The organism is Streptomyces atratus, assembly GCF_900119365.1.
Classification (GTDB): Bacteria; Actinomycetota; Actinomycetes; order Streptomycetales; family Streptomycetaceae; genus Streptomyces; species Streptomyces atratus_B.
Genome location: NZ_FPJO01000007.1, coordinates 68,550 through 85,357 on the forward strand (window position 1 = coordinate 68,550; position 16,808 = coordinate 85,357).

At 70.9% G+C, this 16,808-nt stretch carries 15 protein-coding genes and 1 pseudogene; 7 read left to right on the forward strand and 9 right to left on the reverse strand.

Going from position 1 to position 16,808, the window contains the following annotated elements:
- Positions 1-3: 3 nt before the first annotated feature.
- Genes BT364_RS14640 through BT364_RS14675 form a run of 8 tightly spaced genes read right to left on the reverse strand, consistent with a single transcriptional unit; the run spans position 4 to position 6,659 of the window.
- Entirely contained in the window at positions 4-2,049 is a 2,046-nt protein-coding gene (locus BT364_RS14640) for an NADH-quinone oxidoreductase subunit 5 family protein (protein ID WP_072485584.1), read from the reverse strand.
- Positions 2,046-2,447, reverse strand: a complete 402-nt coding sequence (gene nuoK / locus BT364_RS14645; RefSeq protein WP_072485585.1) for an NADH-quinone oxidoreductase subunit NuoK — start codon at positions 2,445-2,447, stop codon at positions 2,046-2,048. Before nuoK ends, BT364_RS14640 begins: the two co-directional genes overlap by 4 nt.
- Positions 2,447-3,001, reverse strand: a complete 555-nt coding sequence (locus BT364_RS14650) for an NADH-quinone oxidoreductase subunit J family protein (protein WP_072485586.1) — start codon at positions 2,999-3,001, stop codon at positions 2,447-2,449. Before BT364_RS14650 ends, nuoK begins: the two co-directional genes overlap by 1 nt.
- Positions 2,998-3,588: a NuoI/complex I 23 kDa subunit family protein gene (locus BT364_RS14655; RefSeq protein ID WP_072485587.1), complete on the reverse strand. Its 591-nt coding sequence runs from the start codon at positions 3,586-3,588 to the stop codon at positions 2,998-3,000. Before BT364_RS14655 ends, BT364_RS14650 begins: the two co-directional genes overlap by 4 nt.
- Complete coding sequence (locus tag BT364_RS14660) at positions 3,588-4,556, reverse strand: complex I subunit 1/NuoH family protein (protein ID WP_072485588.1); 969 nt, start codon at positions 4,554-4,556, stop codon at positions 3,588-3,590. Before BT364_RS14660 ends, BT364_RS14655 begins: the two co-directional genes overlap by 1 nt.
- Positions 4,553-5,620, reverse strand: a complete 1,068-nt coding sequence (locus tag BT364_RS14665) for an NADH-quinone oxidoreductase subunit C (protein ID WP_072485589.1) — start codon at positions 5,618-5,620, stop codon at positions 4,553-4,555. The genes BT364_RS14660 and BT364_RS14665 overlap by 4 nt, the downstream gene beginning before the upstream one ends.
- The gene (locus tag BT364_RS14670) at positions 5,617-6,267 is read right to left on the reverse strand and encodes an NADH-quinone oxidoreductase subunit B (RefSeq protein ID WP_072485590.1); all 651 of its coding nucleotides are present in this window, start codon (positions 6,265-6,267) and stop codon (positions 5,617-5,619) included. Before BT364_RS14670 ends, BT364_RS14665 begins: the two co-directional genes overlap by 4 nt.
- Positions 6,258-6,659 carry an NADH-quinone oxidoreductase subunit A gene (locus BT364_RS14675; protein ID WP_072485591.1) on the reverse strand — a complete coding sequence of 134 codons (402 nt, stop codon included), beginning with the start codon at positions 6,657-6,659 and terminating at the stop codon, positions 6,258-6,260. The genes BT364_RS14670 and BT364_RS14675 overlap by 10 nt, the downstream gene beginning before the upstream one ends.
- A gap of 170 nt (positions 6,660-6,829) precedes the next feature.
- Between BT364_RS14675 and BT364_RS14680 the strand changes: the two genes are divergently transcribed.
- The 6 genes from BT364_RS14680 to BT364_RS14705 all read left to right on the forward strand — a co-directional run bounded on the left by BT364_RS14680 (position 6,830) and on the right by BT364_RS14705 (position 15,777).
- Complete coding sequence (locus BT364_RS14680) at positions 6,830-8,047, forward strand: sensor histidine kinase (protein ID WP_072485592.1); 1,218 nt, start codon at positions 6,830-6,832, stop codon at positions 8,045-8,047.
- Between the two features lie 199 nt (positions 8,048-8,246).
- A complete protein-coding gene (locus BT364_RS14685; RefSeq protein WP_072485593.1) occupies positions 8,247-9,602 on the forward strand; it encodes a sensor histidine kinase in 1,356 nt (451 codons plus the stop codon).
- Positions 9,603-9,726: 124 nt separating this feature from the next.
- Entirely contained in the window at positions 9,727-10,401 is a 675-nt protein-coding gene (locus tag BT364_RS14690; RefSeq protein ID WP_177328130.1) for a response regulator transcription factor, read from the forward strand.
- A 313-nt stretch (positions 10,402-10,714) separates the two neighbouring features.
- Positions 10,715-12,670, forward strand: coding sequence for a 2-oxoacid:acceptor oxidoreductase subunit alpha (locus BT364_RS14695; RefSeq protein WP_072485594.1), 1,956 nt, complete (start codon positions 10,715-10,717; stop codon positions 12,668-12,670).
- On the forward strand, positions 12,663-13,721 hold the full coding sequence (locus BT364_RS14700) for a 2-oxoacid:ferredoxin oxidoreductase subunit beta (protein WP_072485595.1): 1,059 nt from the start codon (positions 12,663-12,665) through the stop codon (positions 13,719-13,721). Before BT364_RS14695 ends, BT364_RS14700 begins: the two co-directional genes overlap by 8 nt.
- Positions 13,722-13,821: 100 nt before the next feature.
- A complete protein-coding gene (locus BT364_RS14705) occupies positions 13,822-15,777 on the forward strand; it encodes an APC family permease (RefSeq protein WP_072485813.1) in 1,956 nt (651 codons plus the stop codon).
- An 11-nt stretch (positions 15,778-15,788) separates the two neighbouring features.
- Here the strand turns inward: BT364_RS14705 and BT364_RS14710 are convergent, their stop codons facing one another.
- Complete coding sequence (locus BT364_RS14710) at positions 15,789-16,133, reverse strand: winged helix-turn-helix transcriptional regulator (RefSeq protein ID WP_072485814.1); 345 nt, start codon at positions 16,131-16,133, stop codon at positions 15,789-15,791.
- On the opposite strand from BT364_RS14710, the pseudogene BT364_RS14715 reads away from it, so the two are divergent.
- A pseudogene (locus BT364_RS14715) lies at positions 16,071-16,693 on the forward strand (NmrA family NAD(P)-binding protein); the annotation flags it as partial. The gene BT364_RS14710 and the pseudogene BT364_RS14715 sit on opposite strands and share 63 nt — an antisense overlap.
- Positions 16,694-16,808 lie beyond the last annotated feature (115 nt).

A 16,808-nucleotide genomic window follows, 5' to 3' on the forward strand; every position in this document is an offset into this window, starting at 1 on the left:
GGCTCACGACCCGGCGTTGACGTTGGCGAAGACGACGGCGGCGATCGCCAGGACCAGCGAACCGGCGAGCAGTGCGCTGAGGTAGGTCTGCACGTTGCCGGTCTGGGCGCGGCGGACGGCGGTGCCGAGCCCGCGTGCGACGGCTCCGGAGCCGCGTACGTAGGTGTCGACGACCTCGCGGTCCAGGAAGCGGACGAGGCTCGCCGCGGCCTGGACGGGGCGGACGAACAGCGCCGTGTACAGGGCGTCGAGGTGGAAGCCGGCGGCTGCGTGGTGGTGGAGCGGGCCGAGCAGCAGGCGGCCCGGGTCGGCCGGGTCGGGGGCGTCCCCGTCGGCTCCGTAGGCGGCGGTGTGTGCCGTCATGGCCTGGGCCTCGATGAGGGCGGGTTCGGCGTCGGGGTGGGCGACGACGGTGCCGACGGTGGTGCGGGCGGCGAGCGCCGAGGTGTGGCGCCAGGCGCCGTAGGTGACGAGGCCGCCGATGAGGCCGACGCCCGTGGAGAGGACGGCGGTGGTCACGGTCGGGGTGAGGCCGTGTCCGTCGAACCAGTCGGTGATCGCACCGACGGTCAGCCCGAAGGCGATGGTGGGGACGGCGAGGACCCAGAGGACGGCGGTCATCGCGACGGGCTGCCTGCCGTGGTCGGGGGCCTCGGCGCCGCGGCCCCGGAAGGCGAGGAGCCAGAGGCGGGTGGCGTAGGCGGCGGTGAGGACGGCGGCGAGCAGTCCGGCGACGAGTACGGTCCAGCCGGCGGCGGCCGGGGCGACGTGCCGGTCCCCGAGCGCGGTGTGCTCGGCGGCGACGAGGACGGCTTCCTTGGAGAAGAAGCCGGCGAACGGGGGGATGGCGGCGAGCGCGAGCAGGGCGACGGTCATCGTCCAGTAGGCGTCCGGGATGCGCTTCGTCAGGCCGCCCATACGGGACATGGCGGCCAGCGAGTTGGTCCCGGCGGCGTGGATGACGACGCCGGCCGCGAGGAAGAGGACGGCCTTGAACGCACCGTGGGAGAGGAGGTGGAAGACGGCGGCCCCCCGGTCGCCGACGGCCAGGGCACCGGCCATGTAGCCGAGCTGGCCGATCGTCGAGTAGGCGAGGACCCGCTTGATGTCGTCCTGGGCGAGGGCGGCGAGTCCCGAACCGATCATCGTGATCGCCGCCATGACGGCGAGTACGACGAGGGCCGCGCCGGACTGGGCGAAGACGGGGAGGAGCCGGGCCACGAAGTAGATGCCGGCGGCGACCATCGTCGCGGCGTGGATGAGCGCGGAGACGGGGGTGGGGCCGGCCATCGCGTCGGGCAGCCAGGTGTGCAGGGGGAACTGCGCGGACTTTCCGGCGACGCCCGCGAGGAGCAGCAGGGCGATGAGGGTGGGGTGGTCCAGGCCACCGTTGGCGACGGCGGCCAGGATGCCGGTGATGCGGAAGGTGCCGGTGTCGGCGGCGAGCGCGAACAGACCGATCAGGAAGGGGACGTCGCCGAGCTTGGTGACCAGGAAGGCCTTGAGGGAGGCGGCGCGGGCTTCGGGCGTCTCCCAGTAGTGGCCGACGAGGAAGTACGAGCAGATGCCCATGATCTCCCAGCCGACCAGCAGCACCATCAGGTCGCCCGAGTAGACGACGAGCAGCATCGCGGAGGTGAAGAGGGAGACGAGGGCCGCGTACGAGGGGTAGCGGGGGTCGTCGCGCAGATAGGCGGTCGAGTAGATCTGCACACAGCTCGCGACGAGCCCGACCAGGACGGCGACGAGGACCGCGAAGCCGTCGAGGTGCAGGGCGAGGTCGATCGGGACCGAGCCGGTGGGGGTGAGCTGGGTCGCGGCGTCGATGGCCCGGCCGCCGCCCTGGCGTGCGGCGACGACGGCCGCGAGGACGGTGGCTAGGAGGGTGGGCAGTACGGCGAGGGGCCGCACGAAGCCGGGGGCGAAGAGAAGCGCGCGAAGCCCCGTCTCGGGGCGGTGGCGGGAGACGGGCGGGCAGAGCAGGAGACCGGCCGCGGCGCCCAGGAAAGGAAGGAGGGGGACGAGGACGGCGAGGGTCGTGGTGGTCACGCGGTGGCCTCTGCCTTCTTTGCCTTCCCTGCCGCAGCAGTGGCCTGGTCTTCGGTGCCGGACTCGTCGTCCGGCAGGGCTTCGGCGGCGTCGGTCTCGGCGGTGTCGCGGAGGCGGTCGACGTCCGAGCTGCCGCGGTTGCGGTACACGGCGAGGACGATCGCCAGGCCGATGCCGATCTCCGCCGCCGAGATGGCGATGGTGAAGAGGGTGAGGGCCTGGCCGGCGTGCAGGGTGTCGCGGAGCCAGACATCGAAGGCGACCAGGTTGAGGTTGACGGCGTTGAGCATCAGCTCGACGGACATCAGGACCAGGATCGCGTTGCGACGGGCGAGCACTCCGTACAGCCCGGTGCAGAAGAGGAGGGCGGCGAGCACGGCGGGATAGGCGAGGTGCATCAGCTCTGCTCCTTACCGCGCTTGCGGGACAGGACGATCGCGCCGACGAGGGCGGCGAGCAGCAGGACGGAGAGTGCTTCGAACGGCAGCACCCAGTGCCGGAAGAGGAAGGAGCCGGTCGCCTCGGTCGAGCCCTGGGCGGGTCCGTCCAGGTTGATCCAGGTGGTGCGGAAGGCGTCGACGACGACCCAGACGAGCGCGCCCGCGGAGGCGGCCGCCACGGCGAGGGCCGCCCAGCGGTTGCCCGAGTCGGCGTCCGGGGAACGGCCGATGGGGGCCTTGGTGAGCATCAGCCCGAAGAGCAGGAGGACGACCACGGAACCGACGTAGATCAGTACCTGCACCCAGGCGATGAACTCCGCGGTGAGCAGGAGGTACTCGACGGCGAGACCCCCGAGCGCCACGACCAGCCAGAGCACGGCGTGCACCAGCTGCTTGGTCGTGACGGTGACGAGGGCCGCGCCGAGGGTGGCGATGCCGACGAGGACGAAGGCGATCTCGACGCCGGTCGGGGAGAGGAAGCCGGAGTGGGCCGCGGCAGCTGCGAGTGTCACTCCTCCCCCTCCGCTTCCCTCTGGTTCTGCTGGGCTTGCTGAGCCTGCTGGGCTTCCTGGGCGCGCTGGGCTTCGAGTTTCTCCGCCGTCTTGCGGGCGGCGGCGATCTCCTTCGGCTCCTCGGCGCCCGGGTCGAGCGCGGGCGGTTCAGGCACCGTCCACATCCACTCGCGGAGCTTGTCGCGCTCATGGGTGAGTTCGAGGATGTCCGTCTCCGCGTACTCGAACTCCGGTGACCAGAACAGCGCGTCGAAAGGACACACCTCGATGCAGATACCGCAGTACATGCAGAGCGAGAAGTCGATGGCGAAGCGGTCGAGGACGTTGCGGCTGCGCTCGCGGCCGCCCGGGATGGCGGCGGGCACCGTCTCCTTGTGGGAGTCGATGTAGATGCACCAGTCGGGGCACTCGCGGGCGCAGAGCATGCAGACCGTGCAGTTCTCCTCGAACAGCGCGATGACGCCCCGGGAGCGGGGCGGGAGCTCGGGCTGGACGTCCGGGTACTGCGCGGTGACCGTCTTTCTCGTCATCGTCCGCAGGGTGACGGCCAGGCCCTTGGCCAGTCCGGAGCCGGGGATCGGAGGCATCAGCTGATCGCCACCTTCACGATGCCGGTGAGCGCGATCTGCGCGAGAGCGAGCGGGATGAGCGTGGTCCAGGCGAGCTTCTGCAGCTGGTCCTCGCGGAGCCGGGGGTAGGACACCCGCAGCCAGATGACGACGAAGGCGAGGACCGCGGTCTTGAGGAGCGTCCAGACCCAGCCGAGTCCGTCGGCGCCGAACGGGCCGTGCCAGCCGCCGAGGAAGAGCACGGTGGTCAGCCCGCACAGCACGACGATGCCCGCGTACTCGGCGAGCAGGAACAGGGCGAAGCGCAGGCCGGTGTACTCGGTGTACGCGCCGAAGATGATCTCCGAGTCGGCGACCGGCATGTCGAACGGCGGGCGTTGCAGCTCGGCGAGTCCGGCCACGAAGAAGACCAGTGCGCCGACGATCTGCCAGGGCAGCCACCACCACTCGAAGGCGTCGAGGATGCCCGGGAGGGAGACGGTGCCGGCCGCCATCGCGACGGAGGCGGCGGCGAGCAGCATCGGCAGCTCGTACGCGAGCAGCTGGGCGGCGGTGCGCAGGCCCCCGAGGAGGGAGAACTTGTTCGCCGATGCCCAGCCGGCCATCAGTGAGCCGAGCACTCCCACGCCCATGACGGCGAGCACGAAGAAGATGCCCGCGTCGACGACCTGGCCGACCGCGCCCTCACCGGGGCCGATCGGGATGGCGACGAGCACGAGGAGGTACGGGAGCAGCGCGACGGCTGGTGCGAGCTGGAAGATCCGGCGGTCGGCCCCGGCCGGGACGATGTCTTCCTTCTGCGCGAATTTCACGCCGTCCGCGACGAGCTGGGCCCAGCCGTGGAAGCCGCCGGCGTACATGGGGCCGAGGCGGCCCTGCATATGGGCCATCACCTTGTGCTCGGTCTGCCCGACGACGAGCGGGAGGACCATGAACACGGCGAAGACGATGACGAGGCGGAGGGCGACGTCCAGTACGTCGTTCACGCGGTATCGCCTCCGGCGGGTCGGTCGGGGGTGGTGTCGGGGTCGGGGGTGGGACCGGGGGTGGGGCCGGCGTCTTTGTCGGTGCCCTTGTCGGTGTCCGTGTCGAAGGCCGGGCGGGCGTGGTGCCACGGGGCGTCGCCGGCTCCGGAACTCGGCTCCGCCGTCCCGGGGGCCGTGCGCGGCTCGGCGCCCGTCCCGGCGCCCGGCTCCTTACCCGGTTCCGGCTGTGGCGTCTTCGGTTGCTGGCTCGCCGAGCCCTGGGAGGCGCTGCGGGTGCGGCGCGGGGTCGTGGTCCGAGGTGTCGGCTCCGCGCCCGTGCCCGTGCCCGTCCCCGGCTCCGTGCCTGCGTCCGGGGCTGTCGCTGCCGCCGCCGTCCGCTGGGCGGCCGAGCCCTCGCTCGCGCTGCGGGTGCGGCGCACCGGGCGGTCACCCGCCGCTCGCGGGGTGCGGGCCGGGCGGGACGGGGCGGGCGGGAGCTGGCCCTTCAGGGGGCCCCAGTCGTTCGGGTCGGGGACGCCGGGCGGCAGCATCGTGCGCCGCTTCGGGCCGCCGTGCTCCGACTCGCCGGGCTCCTTCGCGCCGGGCCACGCCTTCGCGACGCGCGCCGCCAGCACGAAGTCCTTGCGCAGCGGATGGCCCTCGAAGCCCTCGGGCAGCAGCAGCGGCACCAGGTGCGGGTGGCCCTCGAAGCCGATGCCGAACATCTCGTGCGTCTCGCGCTCGTGCCAGGCGGCGCCCGCGTAGACGTCGATGGCGGTGGGCAGGACCGCCGCCTCGTGCGGGACGGTCGTACGGATCATGAGCCGGCGCACCCTGCCCGCGGCCAGGGCCGCGACATGGGCGCAGACCCGGAATCCGGTGCCCGGCTCGTCGACCGCGCTCAGCCAGTCGAAATACGTGCAGCCCAGCCCGTCGCGGGCCGTTTCGAGGGCCGCGATCCAGGAGGCCGCCGGTACGTCGACGGTCAGCAGGTCGTACGCGTACTCTGCCGTCGCGTCCTCGCCGAACAGCTCGGCGGCGGCGTCCGGCAGGCGGTCGTAGGCGTCGGCGGGGCTGGTGGTCATGCGTTGTCCTCCCCCGGAGCCGGAGCCTGGGACGGGGCCTGCGGGGGCGCGACCAGACCACTGCGCAGGGCGGCGGTGGAGGGACGGCTGCCACCCGTCGCGTACCGCTCCCCCAGTGACTCGCGGGCGATCTTCTCCTGGAGCTTGAGGATGCCCTGGAGGAGCGCCTCCGGCCGGGGCGGGCAGCCGGGTACGTAGACATCGACCGGGATGATCTGGTCGACGCCCTTGGTCACGGAGTACGAGTCCCAGTACGGGCCGCCGCAGTTGGAGCAGGCGCCGAAGGAGATGACGTACTTGGGCTCCGGCATCTGCTCGTACAGCCGCTTCACCGCCGGGGCCATCTTGTCGGTCACCGTGCCGGAAACAATCATGAGGTCGGCCTGGCGCGGCCCGGGCGCGAACGGGATCACGCCGAGCCGGATGAAGTCGTGCCGGGCCATGGAGGCGGCGATGAATTCGATCGCGCAGCAGGCGAGCCCGAAGTTGAAGACCCAGAGGCTGTAGCGGCGGCCCCAGTTCAGGACCACCTTCATCGGCTCGGGCGCCAGGCGCGACAGGACGCCGAGTCGCTTGGGCTCCGGCAGGAAGGTCGGTACGGGCTGCGGCTCGGATCCCCCGTCGGCCTGCGGGCTGGTCACGTCCATTCGAGGACGCCCTTCTTCCATGCGTAGAGCAGTCCTACGGCCAGGAAACCGAGGAAGATGAACATTTCGACCAGCGTCGTCGCTCCGTATCCGGGAGCGGCGAATACGGTCGCCCACGGAAACAGGAAGATCGAGTCGACGGCGAAGATCACGTACAGGAAGGCATAGACGTAATAACGGACCTGGGTATGTGCCCATCCTTCACCCACCGGGTCCACGCCGCACTCGTATGTCAGGAGCTTTTCCGGCGTCGGGACCACGGGGCGCAGCAGTCGGCCGGCCCCGAAGGCGACGGCGACGAACAGCACGCCGATCACGGCGAGCAGTCCGACCACTGAATAACCGTGGAAGTAGTCCGACGCGAGAACGGTCGATTCCGGCAGGTCCGTCACGTCCGCCCCTCGCTCCCTCGAATCCGTCCGGTGATCTGTACGCACGGGAGTCTAGGCCCTGTTAAAGAGAGGGTAAGCGGCAGCGTCGGACATGAGGTGGGGTTATCCCTACTTCGCCTCACCCATGAGCCCCATGGCGTGCGGCGGTCCGGCCCGGCAGGCTGGGGCCCATGACCATGAGCCCCCAGGTGCCCGACAACGACCGGCCACCGCCCGCCCGCATCATCCCCGACCGCTGGACCTGGAAGGAGATCGGCCATCTCCTGGCCAATCTCCCCATGGTCGTCGTCGGGTTTGTTTACACGGTGTTGATGACCGCCGTCGGCGTGGGGCTTGCGGTCACGGTGATCGGTCTGCCCCTGCTCGCCCTCGGGCTGCACGGGGCGCGGCTGGTCGGCAAGGCCGAGCGGGGCCGGGCGCGGGCGATGCTCGGGATACGGGTCGACGAGCCGAGCCCGATGGATCTGTCCCGCCGGGAGAAGGGGTTCTTCCCCTGGCTGTGGACGAGCCTCAAGGACCCGGTGGGCTGGCGGGCCGCGCTGTACTCCTTCATCCGGCTGCCCTGGGGCGTGCTCAGCTTCGTGGTGACGCTCGTGAGCCTCATCGTGCTGTGGCCGGTGCTCCCGCACATCGCACGGCTCCTCAGCAATGTGGACCGGTCGATGGTGCGCGGGCTGCTCTCACCCTCCGACGAGCTGGAGCGCCGGATCGCCGAGCTGGAGTCGGACCGGGGGGTGGTCGTCGACACGGCCGCCGCCGACCTGCGCCGCATCGAACGCGATCTGCACGACGGCGCCCAGGCCCGCCTCGTCGCCCTCGCCATGGGCCTGGGCCTGGCGAAGGAGAAGCTGACCGACGACCCCGAGGCCGCCGCCCGCATGGTCGACGAGGCCCACGGCGAGGTCAAGGTCGCCCTCCAGGAACTCCGCGACCTCGCCCGCGGCATCCACCCCGCCGTCCTCACCGACCGCGGCCTCGACGCCGCACTCTCCGCCATCGCCTCCCGCTGCACCGTCCCCGTCACGGTGAGCGTGGACCTGCCGGGGCGTCCGGCGGAGGCGATCGAGGGGATCGCGTACTTCACCGTCTCCGAGCTGCTGCAGAACGTGAGCAAGCACAGCGCGGCGCGTTCGGCCTCGGTCGAGGTGTGGCGCGCCGGGGACCGGCTGCTGCTCCAGGTCACCGACGACGGACAGGGCGGGGCCCGGATGGACGGCGGTACGGGAATGGCGGGGCTGGCCGAGCGGCTGGGCGCCGTCGACGGACTCTTCGTCCTCGACTCACCGGTCGGCGGACCCACGACCGTCACCGCGGAACTGCCCTGGCGGGACCGTGAGCAGCGGACGGGCAAGGACCCGAAGGGTACGGGGGCGGCCGTGCGCCGCTAGCCCCCGGCCGTGCACCGCCGGCCTCCCCCGGCCGTGCGCCGCCGAGCGCAGCCCGTGCAGGGCCGTATGGCACCCCTCCACGGTGGGGAAAACCCCCGGCCGAAGAGGGATGGCCCCCTCATGGTGGGCCGCCCCGCGAAACAGCACCCTTGTCATGACGGCAACAGCTGATGCAGATGAGAAGAAACGGACAGCGCCCATGGCCATGGCATACGGACCGGAGACTCGGGACCACCAGCGGTCCGGGGCCGGCTTCGGGGACCGACCCCCGGTGAAGCACTTCTTCCCCGCCGCGCTGCGCGCGCCCGTCGAGGGCAGGACCTGGCGCGAGTTCACGTATCTGCTGCTGAGCCTGCCGATCAGCATCGTCCTGTTCAGCCTCTCGATCACCCTGACGACGCTGGGCGTCGGCCTGCTGATCACCTTCCTCGGGGTGCCGGTCCTGGCCGGTGCGCTGGCCATGTGCCGCGGCTTCGGCGCGATGGAACGGGCACGGGCGCGCGGACTGTTGAAGATGGACGTGGCGGCCCCGGCGCCGGCCCGCGGCCGGACCGGCGGACTGATGTCCTGGGTGGGCGCGATCCTCAAGAGCGGGGCGTCCTGGCGGCATCTGCTCTACACCCTGCTGCACATGCCGTGGGCGATCTTCGCCTTCTCCGTCGCGGTGACGTTCTGGTCGGTCGGGTGGACGGCGTTCACCTACCCGCTGTGGCGCTGGGTCTTCCCGGCGTACACGGGTCGAGGCGGCATTCAGCTGTACAGCGACCGGGCCCACGAGATCCGCCTCGACTCCTCCGTCGAGATGGCCCTGACCAGCGCGTTCGGCCTGGTGTTCGTCCTCGTCACGCCGTGGATCATCCGTGGTCTGGTGAGCGTGGACCGGGTCATGGTCGCCGGGCTGCTCGGGCCGTCCCGGCTGGCGACCCGCGTCTCGGAGCTGGAGTCGGACCGGGGGGTGGTCGTCGACACGGCCGCCGCCGACCTGCGCCGCATCGAACGCGATCTACACGACGGCGCCCAGGCCCGCCTCGTCGCCCTCGCCATGGATCTGGGCCTGGCGAAGGAGAAGCTGACCGACGACCCCGAGGCCGCCGCCCGCATGGTCGACGAGGCCCACGGCGAGGTCAAGGTCGCCCTCCAGGAACTCCGCGACCTCGCCCGCGGCATCCACCCCGCCGTCCTCACCGACCGCGGCCTCGACGCCGCACTCTCCGCCATCGCCTCCCGCTGCACCGTCCCCGTCACGGTCGAGGTGGATCTGGCCTCCCGGCCGGCCCAGGCGATCGAGGGCATCGCGTACTTCACCGTCTCCGAGCTGCTGCAGAACGTGAGCAAGCACGCACGGGCGACCCGCGCCTCGGTCGACGTGTGGCGGGCGGCGGACCGGCTGATGCTCCAGGTCACCGACGACGGGCGCGGCGGCGCCGATGCGTCGTCGGGCAACGGGCTCGCCGGGCTGACCGAGCGGCTGGACGCGGTGGACGGCGTCCTGGTCGTGGACTCCCCGCAGGGCGGCCCGACCCGGATCACGGCCGAGCTGCCGTGGCGCGGCTGAGCACGGACGGGCTCCACCCCGAGACGGACGAACTCCACCCGGCGGCCGAGGACACCACCCCACCGATGCTGGGATGCTGGAGACCGTACACGCGGGACCAGCGAACAGTGGGGGATACGGCTTCATGGTGGAGGACAGGGTGCGAGTAGTCATCGCCGAGGATTCGGTGCTGCTCCGGGAAGGGCTGACCCGGCTGCTGACCGATCTGGGGCATGACGTCGTCGCCGGAGTCGGGGACGCCGAGGCGCTGATCAAGACGGTGGGCGATCTGGCGGGTCAGGACGCGCTGCCCGATGTGGTGGTCGCCGATGTGCGGATGCCCCCGACCCACACCGACGAGGGCGTGCGGGCCGCGGTGCGGCTGCGGAAGGACTATCCGGGGATCGGGGTGCTGGTCCTTTCGCAGTACGTCGAGGAGCAGTACGCGACCGAGCTGCTGGCCGGGTCCAGCCGGGGCGTGGGATATCTGCTGAAGGACCGGGTCGCCGAGGTCAGGGAGTTCGTGGACGCGGTGGTCCGGGTGGCGCAGGGCGGTACGGCGCTGGACCCGGAAGTGGTGGCGCAGTTGCTGGGCCGGAGTCGTAAACAGGACGTTCTGGCCGGGCTGACACCGCGCGAGCGCGAGGTACTCGGTCTGATGGCGGAGGGGCGGACGAACTCCGCGGTGGCCAGGCAGCTCGTGGTGAGCGACGGCGCCGTGGAGAAGCACGTCAGCAACATCTTCCTGAAGCTGGGCCTGTCTCCCAGTGACGGGGATCACCGCCGGGTGCTGGCCGTTCTGACCTACCTGAACTCCTGAGGAACTGACACCCTGTCAGGCAACTGGTGACGGTCACCGCGGCCGGCCATGGCCGTCGCGGTGACCGGAGCGGGGTGCCGTCGCCCGGGAACGTCACCGGGGGTCCTAGCACCAAAGAATGAGTGCACAGCGTCTTCATCGAACGGCTGGGGGGCTTGCGAAACGTGACAAACCGGTATCAAATCGCGTCCCAAAATGACGTCCACCATTTGATCGGTCCAGGGAAGGCGACCCTTACCGACGTAGGGTGGGCATGGGGACCGCCGGTGGGCCGGAGGGTCCCGAGCCGCCGCCCCGAGGGAGGTCCAGTTCAGTGACCAGCCAGGTCAGTAGCCCAGCCGGACAGGCCGATGAGGCCAACGAGGCGCTCGTCGGGGGCCAGCGCGCCCCCCGCTCCGGTCACGCGGGCGCCGGCGAGAAGGAGATCCGCCGCCTCGACCGGGTGATCATCCGCTTCGCGGGTGACTCCGGAGACGGTATGCAGCTCACCGGTGACCGCTTCACTTCGGAGACCGCGTCGTTCGGGAACGATCTGTCGACGCTGCCGAACTTTCCCGCCGAGATCCGTGCCCCTGCAGGGACCCTGCCGGGGGTTTCTTCGTTCCAGTTGCATTTCGCGGACCACGACATCCTCACGCCGGGTGACGCGCCGAACGTGCTGGTCGCGATGAATCCCGCCGCGCTGAAGGCGAACATCGGCGATGTGCCGCGCGGTGCGGAAATCATCGTGAACACCGATGAGTTCACCAAGCGGCCGATGGCGAAGGTCGGTTACGAGACCAGTCCGCTGGAGGACGGCTCGCTGGAGGCGTACAACGTCCACCCGGTGCCGCTTACCACCCTCACGGTCGAGGCACTGAAGGAGTTCGGGCTCTCCCGCAAGGAGGCCGAGCGCTCGAAGAACATGTTCGCGCTCGGGCTGCTCTCCTGGATGTACCACCGGCCGACCGAGGGGACCGAGGCGTTCCTGCGCGCCAAGTTCGCGAAGAAGCCGCAGATCGCCGAGGCGAACGTGACCGCGTTCCGCGCCGGGTGGAACTTCGGGGAGACGACCGAGGACTTCGCCGTCTCCTACGAGGTGGCACCCGCCGCGCAGGCCTTCCCGGCCGGTACGTACCGCAACATCTCGGGGAACCTGGCGCTGTCGTACGGGCTGATCGCCGCGTCCCGTCAGGCGGACCTGCCGCTGTACCTGGGCTCGTACCCCATCACCCCGGCCTCCGACATCCTGCACGAGCTGAGCAAGCACAAGAACTTCGGTGTGCGCACCTTCCAGGCCGAGGACGAGATCGCGGGGATCGGGGCGGCGCTGGGCGCGGCCTTCGGGGGGTCTCTCGCGGTGACGACGACGTCGGGGCCCGGGGTGGCGCTGAAGTCGGAGACGATCGGTCTCGCCGTCTCCCTGGAGCTGCCGCTGATCGTGGTCGACATCCAGCGCGGCGGCCCGTCCACCGGCCTGCCGACCAAGACCGAGCAGGCCGATCTGCTCCAGGCGATGTACGGGCGCAACGGCGAGGCCCCGGTCCCGGTCGTGGCCCCCAGGACCCCGGCGGACTGCTTCGACGCCGCGCTCGACGCGGCGCGGATCGCCCTGACCTACCGCACCCCCGTCTTCCTGCTCTCCGACGGGTATCTCGCCAACGGCTCCGAGCCGTGGAAGATCCCCGAGACCGACGAGCTGCCCGATCTGCGGGTCCGGTTCGCGACCGGCCCCAACCACGAACTGGCCGACGGCACCGAGGTGTTCTGGCCCTACAAGCGCGACCCGCGCACCCTGGCCCGGCCGTGGGCGGTGCCCGGCACCCCCGGTCTCGAACACCGCATCGGCGGCATCGAGAAGCAGGACGGCAGCGGCAACATCTCCTACGACCCGGCCAACCACGACCTCATGGTCCGCACCCGCCAGGCCAAGGTCGACGGCGTCGAGGTCCCCGATCTCCAGGTCGACGACCCCTCCGGGGCCAGGACCCTGGTGCTGGGCTGGGGCTCCACGTACGGCCCCATCACCGCCGCCGTCCGCCGGCTCCGCACCGCCGGACAGCCCATCGCGCAGGCCCATCTGCGCAACCTGAACCCCTTCCCGAAGAACCTCGGCGAAGTCCTGGGACGTTACGACAAGGTCATCGTCCCCGAGATGAACCTCGGCCAGCTCGCCACCCTCATCCGGGCCAGGTACCTCGTCGACGCCCACAGCTACAACCAGGTCAACGGCATGCCGTTCAAGGCCGAACAGCTCGCGACGGCACTCAAGGAGGCCATCGATGCCTGACGCCAACCAGCTCCTGCACCTGGTGCCCAAGGCCGAGGCCAAGCAGTCCATGAAGGACTTCAAGTCCGACCAGGAGGTCCGCTGGTGCCCCGGCTGCGGCGACTACGCCGTTCTCGCGGCCGTCCAGGGCTTCATGCCCGAACTCGGCCTCGCCAAGGAGAACATCGTCTTCGTCTCCGGCATCGGCTGCTCCTCCCGCTTCCCGTACTACATGAACACCTACGGGATGCACTCCATCCACGGCCGTGCCCCGGCCATCGCCACCGGGCTCGCCTCCTCCCGCCGCGACCTGTCCGTCTGGGTCGTCACCGGTGACGGCGACGCCCTGTCCATCGGCGGCAACCACCTGATCCACGCCCTGCGCCGCAATGTGAACCTGAAGATCCTGCTGTTCAACAACCGGATCTACGGCCTCACCAAGGGCCAGTACTCCCCCACCTCCGAAATCGGCAAGATCACCAAGTCCACGCCGATGGGCTCGCTGGACGCGCCCTTCAACCCGGTCTCCCTGGCCATCGGCGCGGAAGCCTCCTTCGTGGCCCGCACCATCGACTCCGACCGCAAGCACCTCACGAGCGTGCTGCGCGCGGCGGCCGACCACCCGGGCACGGCACTGGTGGAGATCTACCAGAACTGCAACATCTTCAACGACGGCGCGTTCGAGGCCCTGAAGGACAAGGACCGGGCGCAGGACGCGGTCATCCGCCTGGAGCACGGGCAGCCCATCCGCTTCGGCGCGGACAACGGCAAGGGCGTCGTCCGCGACCCGGCCACCGGCGACCTCCGGGTCGTGACGGTCACCGCGGAGAACGAGTCCGAAATCCTCGTCCACGACGCCCACAGCCCGTCCCCGACCACGGCCTTCGCCCTCTCCCGCCTCGCGGACCCCGACACCCTCCACCAGACTCCCATCGGCGTCCTGCGCGATGTCGACCGCCCGGTCTACGACACCCTCATGGCGGAGCAGCTCGACACCGCCGTCGAGCAGAAGGGCAAGGGCGACCTCGCCGCGCTCCTCGCCGGCAACGACAACTGGACGGTCGTCGGCTGAGTCTGCCGTCCGGATCATGCCGTCGCCGGACGGGCTGAATTTCGGCCCGTCCGGCGACGGCGTCCCAGGGGTACGGCCGGCCGCCGCGCACGATGTGGCCATGACCCTGGACCGTCCCGTGTACCGCATCAAGCGGCGTCTGCTCGGCAAACCGCTCACCACCGAGCGCATCAGCGAGGAGAAGCTGAACAACCGGACGGCGCTCGGGGTGCTCGCCTCCGACTGCATCAGTTCGTCCGCGTACGGCTCCGAGGAGATGCTCCGGGTCCTCGTGCCCGTCGTCGGGGCCGCCGCCTTCACTCTTCTGATGCCGGTGACCGGCGCGATCCTGCTGGTGCTGCTGCTTCTGACGCTCTGTTACAGCGATGTCGTCATGATCTACACCCGGGCGGGCGGGTCGTATGTCGTCGCGCGGGAGAACTTCGGGCCGAACGTCGCGCAGATCGCCGCCGTGGCCCTGCTCGTCGACTACATCGTCACCGTCGCCGTCCAGGTCTCGGCGGGCACCAACGCCCTGATCTCGCTCGCCCATCTGGTCGGCGGCGACTTCACCGGCCTCGACCACCTCCAGCTCCCGGTCTCCGTCGGCGTCATCGCGCTCCTCGCGTACGGGAATCTGCGCGGGATCCGCGAGGCGGGCCGGGCCTTCGCACTGCCCGCCTATCTCTTCATGGCCGCCGTCGGGCTGGTCCTCGTCGTCGCCGCGGTGCGCGGGCTCACGGGCGAGCTGCCGCACGCCGATCTGCATGCCGCCGGGGTCGTACCGCTCGGCACCCAGGGCGAGGGCTGGCTCTACGGCGCCTCGCTCTTCATCGTGCTGCGCTCGTTCGCCAACGGCGGCTCGTCCCTCACCGGACTCGAAGCGATCTCCAACGGCATCTCCGCGTTCCGCGAACCGCAGGGCCGCAACGCCCGCCGCACCCTGATCACCATGAGCTGTGTGCTCGGCGTCCTGGTCCTCGGCGTCTCCACGCTGGCGCACTTCACCCATGCCGTCCCGTACGCCGACGGCACCCCGACGGTCATCGCGCAGGAGGCCCATCTCGCCTTCGGCGGCGGGCCGCTCGGAACGGCCGGGCTGGTCTTCGTACAGCTGGCGACCGCGCTGGTCCTCTACACCGGCGCCAACACACCGTTCACCGGCTTCCCGTTCCTCGCCAGCTTCGTCGCCGAGGACCGGTTCCTGCCCCGGCAGCTGACCCGGCGCGGGCACCGGCTCGCGTTCTCCAACGGCATCATCGCGCTGACCGTCGTCTCACTGGCGCTGCTGCTGGTCACCGGGGCCAGCGTGGACAAGCTGGTGGCGCTGTACGCGATCGGCGTGTTCACCGCCTTCACCATGGCCGGGGCCGGTCTCACCGCGTACCACCTGCGGCGCCGGGAGCGGTACCGCCGGCTCAAGATCACGGTCAACGGGCTCGCCGCGGTCATCTCGGCCGCCGTCGTGCTGATCTTCGCGGTCACCAAGTTCACCGAAGGCGCCTGGCTGGTCGTGGTGGTCTTCCCGCTCGGTGTGTGGGCGCTGATGCGGATCAACCGCGAGTACCGGCGCGAGTCCGCGGCGCTCCAGAGCCTCCAGTCACCGGGCGCCGACCGGCCCCGGGACCTGCGTCATCTGGTCTTCGTCCTCGTCGAGACGCTGGACCTGGCGACGATCAAGGCACTGCGGTACGCGCACGAACTGCGCCCGGACGAGATCCGGGCGGTGCACTTCGCGATCGACGAGGCGCACGGCAGAAGGCTGGCCGCCCGGTGGGAGGCGACGGCCGCCACATCCGTCTCCCTGGAGCTGGTGGCGTGCCCGGACCGGCGGCTGCGCCATGCGATGAAGGAGCTCGCCACCCGCACCACACAGGACGGCCGGACCTCGCTGACGGTGCTGGTGCCGCGGCGGATGTACACCAATTGGCTCGGGAAGCTGCTGCACCGGGGCACCGGCGAGCAGATGGCGAAAACGCTGGGGCAGCTGCCGCACGTGGCGGTGACGATCCTGCCGTTCGACGTGTCGCGTGCGCTGCGTGAGCTGGAGGAGGGACGCGCGCCCCAGCCGGAGTGACCAAGCGGGCGCTACGGGGCGTGCGCCTTGCGCTCGTCGTACGTCTCGCGCGCCGACCGCACCGCGTCCAGGCGGCGTTCGGTCCAGCGGGCCAGTGCCCACACCTGCTCGGCGGCCTCCCGGCCCAGACCGGTGAGCGAGTAGTCGACCCGGGGCGGGATCACCGGCTTCGCGTCCCGGTGCACGAATCCGTCGCGCTCCAGCGTCTGGAGGGTCTGGGCCAGCATCTTCTCGCTGACGCCGCCCACCTCGCGGCGCAGCTCGCTGAATCGGTACGAGCGCTCCAGCAGGGCGGCAGGCGCGTGCCGCAGCACACCGCGGTCATCGACGCGGCCAAGACGGCCGGCGTGGCCCAGCTCGCGTACACCGGCGTACTGGGCGGCCCCGACGCCGACTTCCAGCTGGCCGCCGAGCACAAGGTCACCGAGCAGCTGATCCTCGGCTCCGGGCTGCCCCACACCTTCCTGCGCAACGGCTGGTACACCGAGAACTACACGGCGAACCTCGCCCCGGTCCTGGCGCACGGCGCCGTCGTCGCCAACGCGGGCGACGGGCGGGTCGCCTCCGCCACCCGTGCCGACTACGCCGCCGCGGCAGCCGCCGTGCTGACCGGCGAGGGCCACATCGGCGCGGTCTACGAGCTGAGCGGCGACGTCGCCTGGTCGTTCGCCGAGTACGCGGCCGCGGTCTCCGCCGCCACCGGCAAGGAGATCGAGTACAAGAACGTCCCGGCCGCCGTGCACCAGGAGATCCTGGTGCACGGCGGCCCGAGGGCTTCGCGGCGATCCTCGTCGACGTCGACGAGGCGATCGGGCGCGGTCTGCTCGCCACCACGAGCGGCGACCTGGCCCGGCTGACCGGCCGCCCGACGACGCCGCTCGCCGAGACGGTGGCCGCCGCGGTGGCCGCCGCGTAACACCTGTTCGCCCGCACCTCGGGGCCCCGTGTCATGACCGTATCCCGATACGGGTATGACATGGGGCCCTCCCCGGCGCTACCTTCGTGCAGTTGACGCAGACACGCCGGGAGGG

Excerpts from the sequence above, each read along its gene's own strand:
- BT364_RS14705 (WP_072485813.1), top strand. The coding sequence starts at position 13,822 with ATGACCCTGGACCGTCCCGTGTACCGCATCAAGCGGCGTCTGCTCGGC.
- BT364_RS14670 (WP_072485590.1), bottom strand. The coding sequence starts at position 6,267 with ATGGACGTGACCAGCCCGCAGGCCGACGGGGGATCCGAGCCGCAGCCC.
- BT364_RS14680 (WP_072485592.1), top strand. The coding sequence starts at position 6,830 with ATGACCATGAGCCCCCAGGTGCCCGACAACGACCGGCCACCGCCCGCC.
- BT364_RS14690 (WP_177328130.1), top strand. The coding sequence starts at position 9,727 with ATGGTGGAGGACAGGGTGCGAGTAGTCATCGCCGAGGATTCGGTGCTG.
- nuoK (WP_072485585.1), bottom strand. The coding sequence starts at position 2,447 with ATGCACCTCGCCTATCCCGCCGTGCTCGCCGCCCTCCTCTTCTGCACC.
- BT364_RS14655 (WP_072485587.1), bottom strand. The coding sequence starts at position 3,588 with ATGCCTCCGATCCCCGGCTCCGGACTGGCCAAGGGCCTGGCCGTCACC.
- BT364_RS14700 (WP_072485595.1), top strand. The coding sequence starts at position 12,663 with ATGCCTGACGCCAACCAGCTCCTGCACCTGGTGCCCAAGGCCGAGGCC.
- BT364_RS14665 (WP_072485589.1), bottom strand. The coding sequence starts at position 5,620 with ATGACCACCAGCCCCGCCGACGCCTACGACCGCCTGCCGGACGCCGCC.
- BT364_RS14685 (WP_072485593.1), top strand. The coding sequence starts at position 8,247 with ATGGCCATGGCATACGGACCGGAGACTCGGGACCACCAGCGGTCCGGG.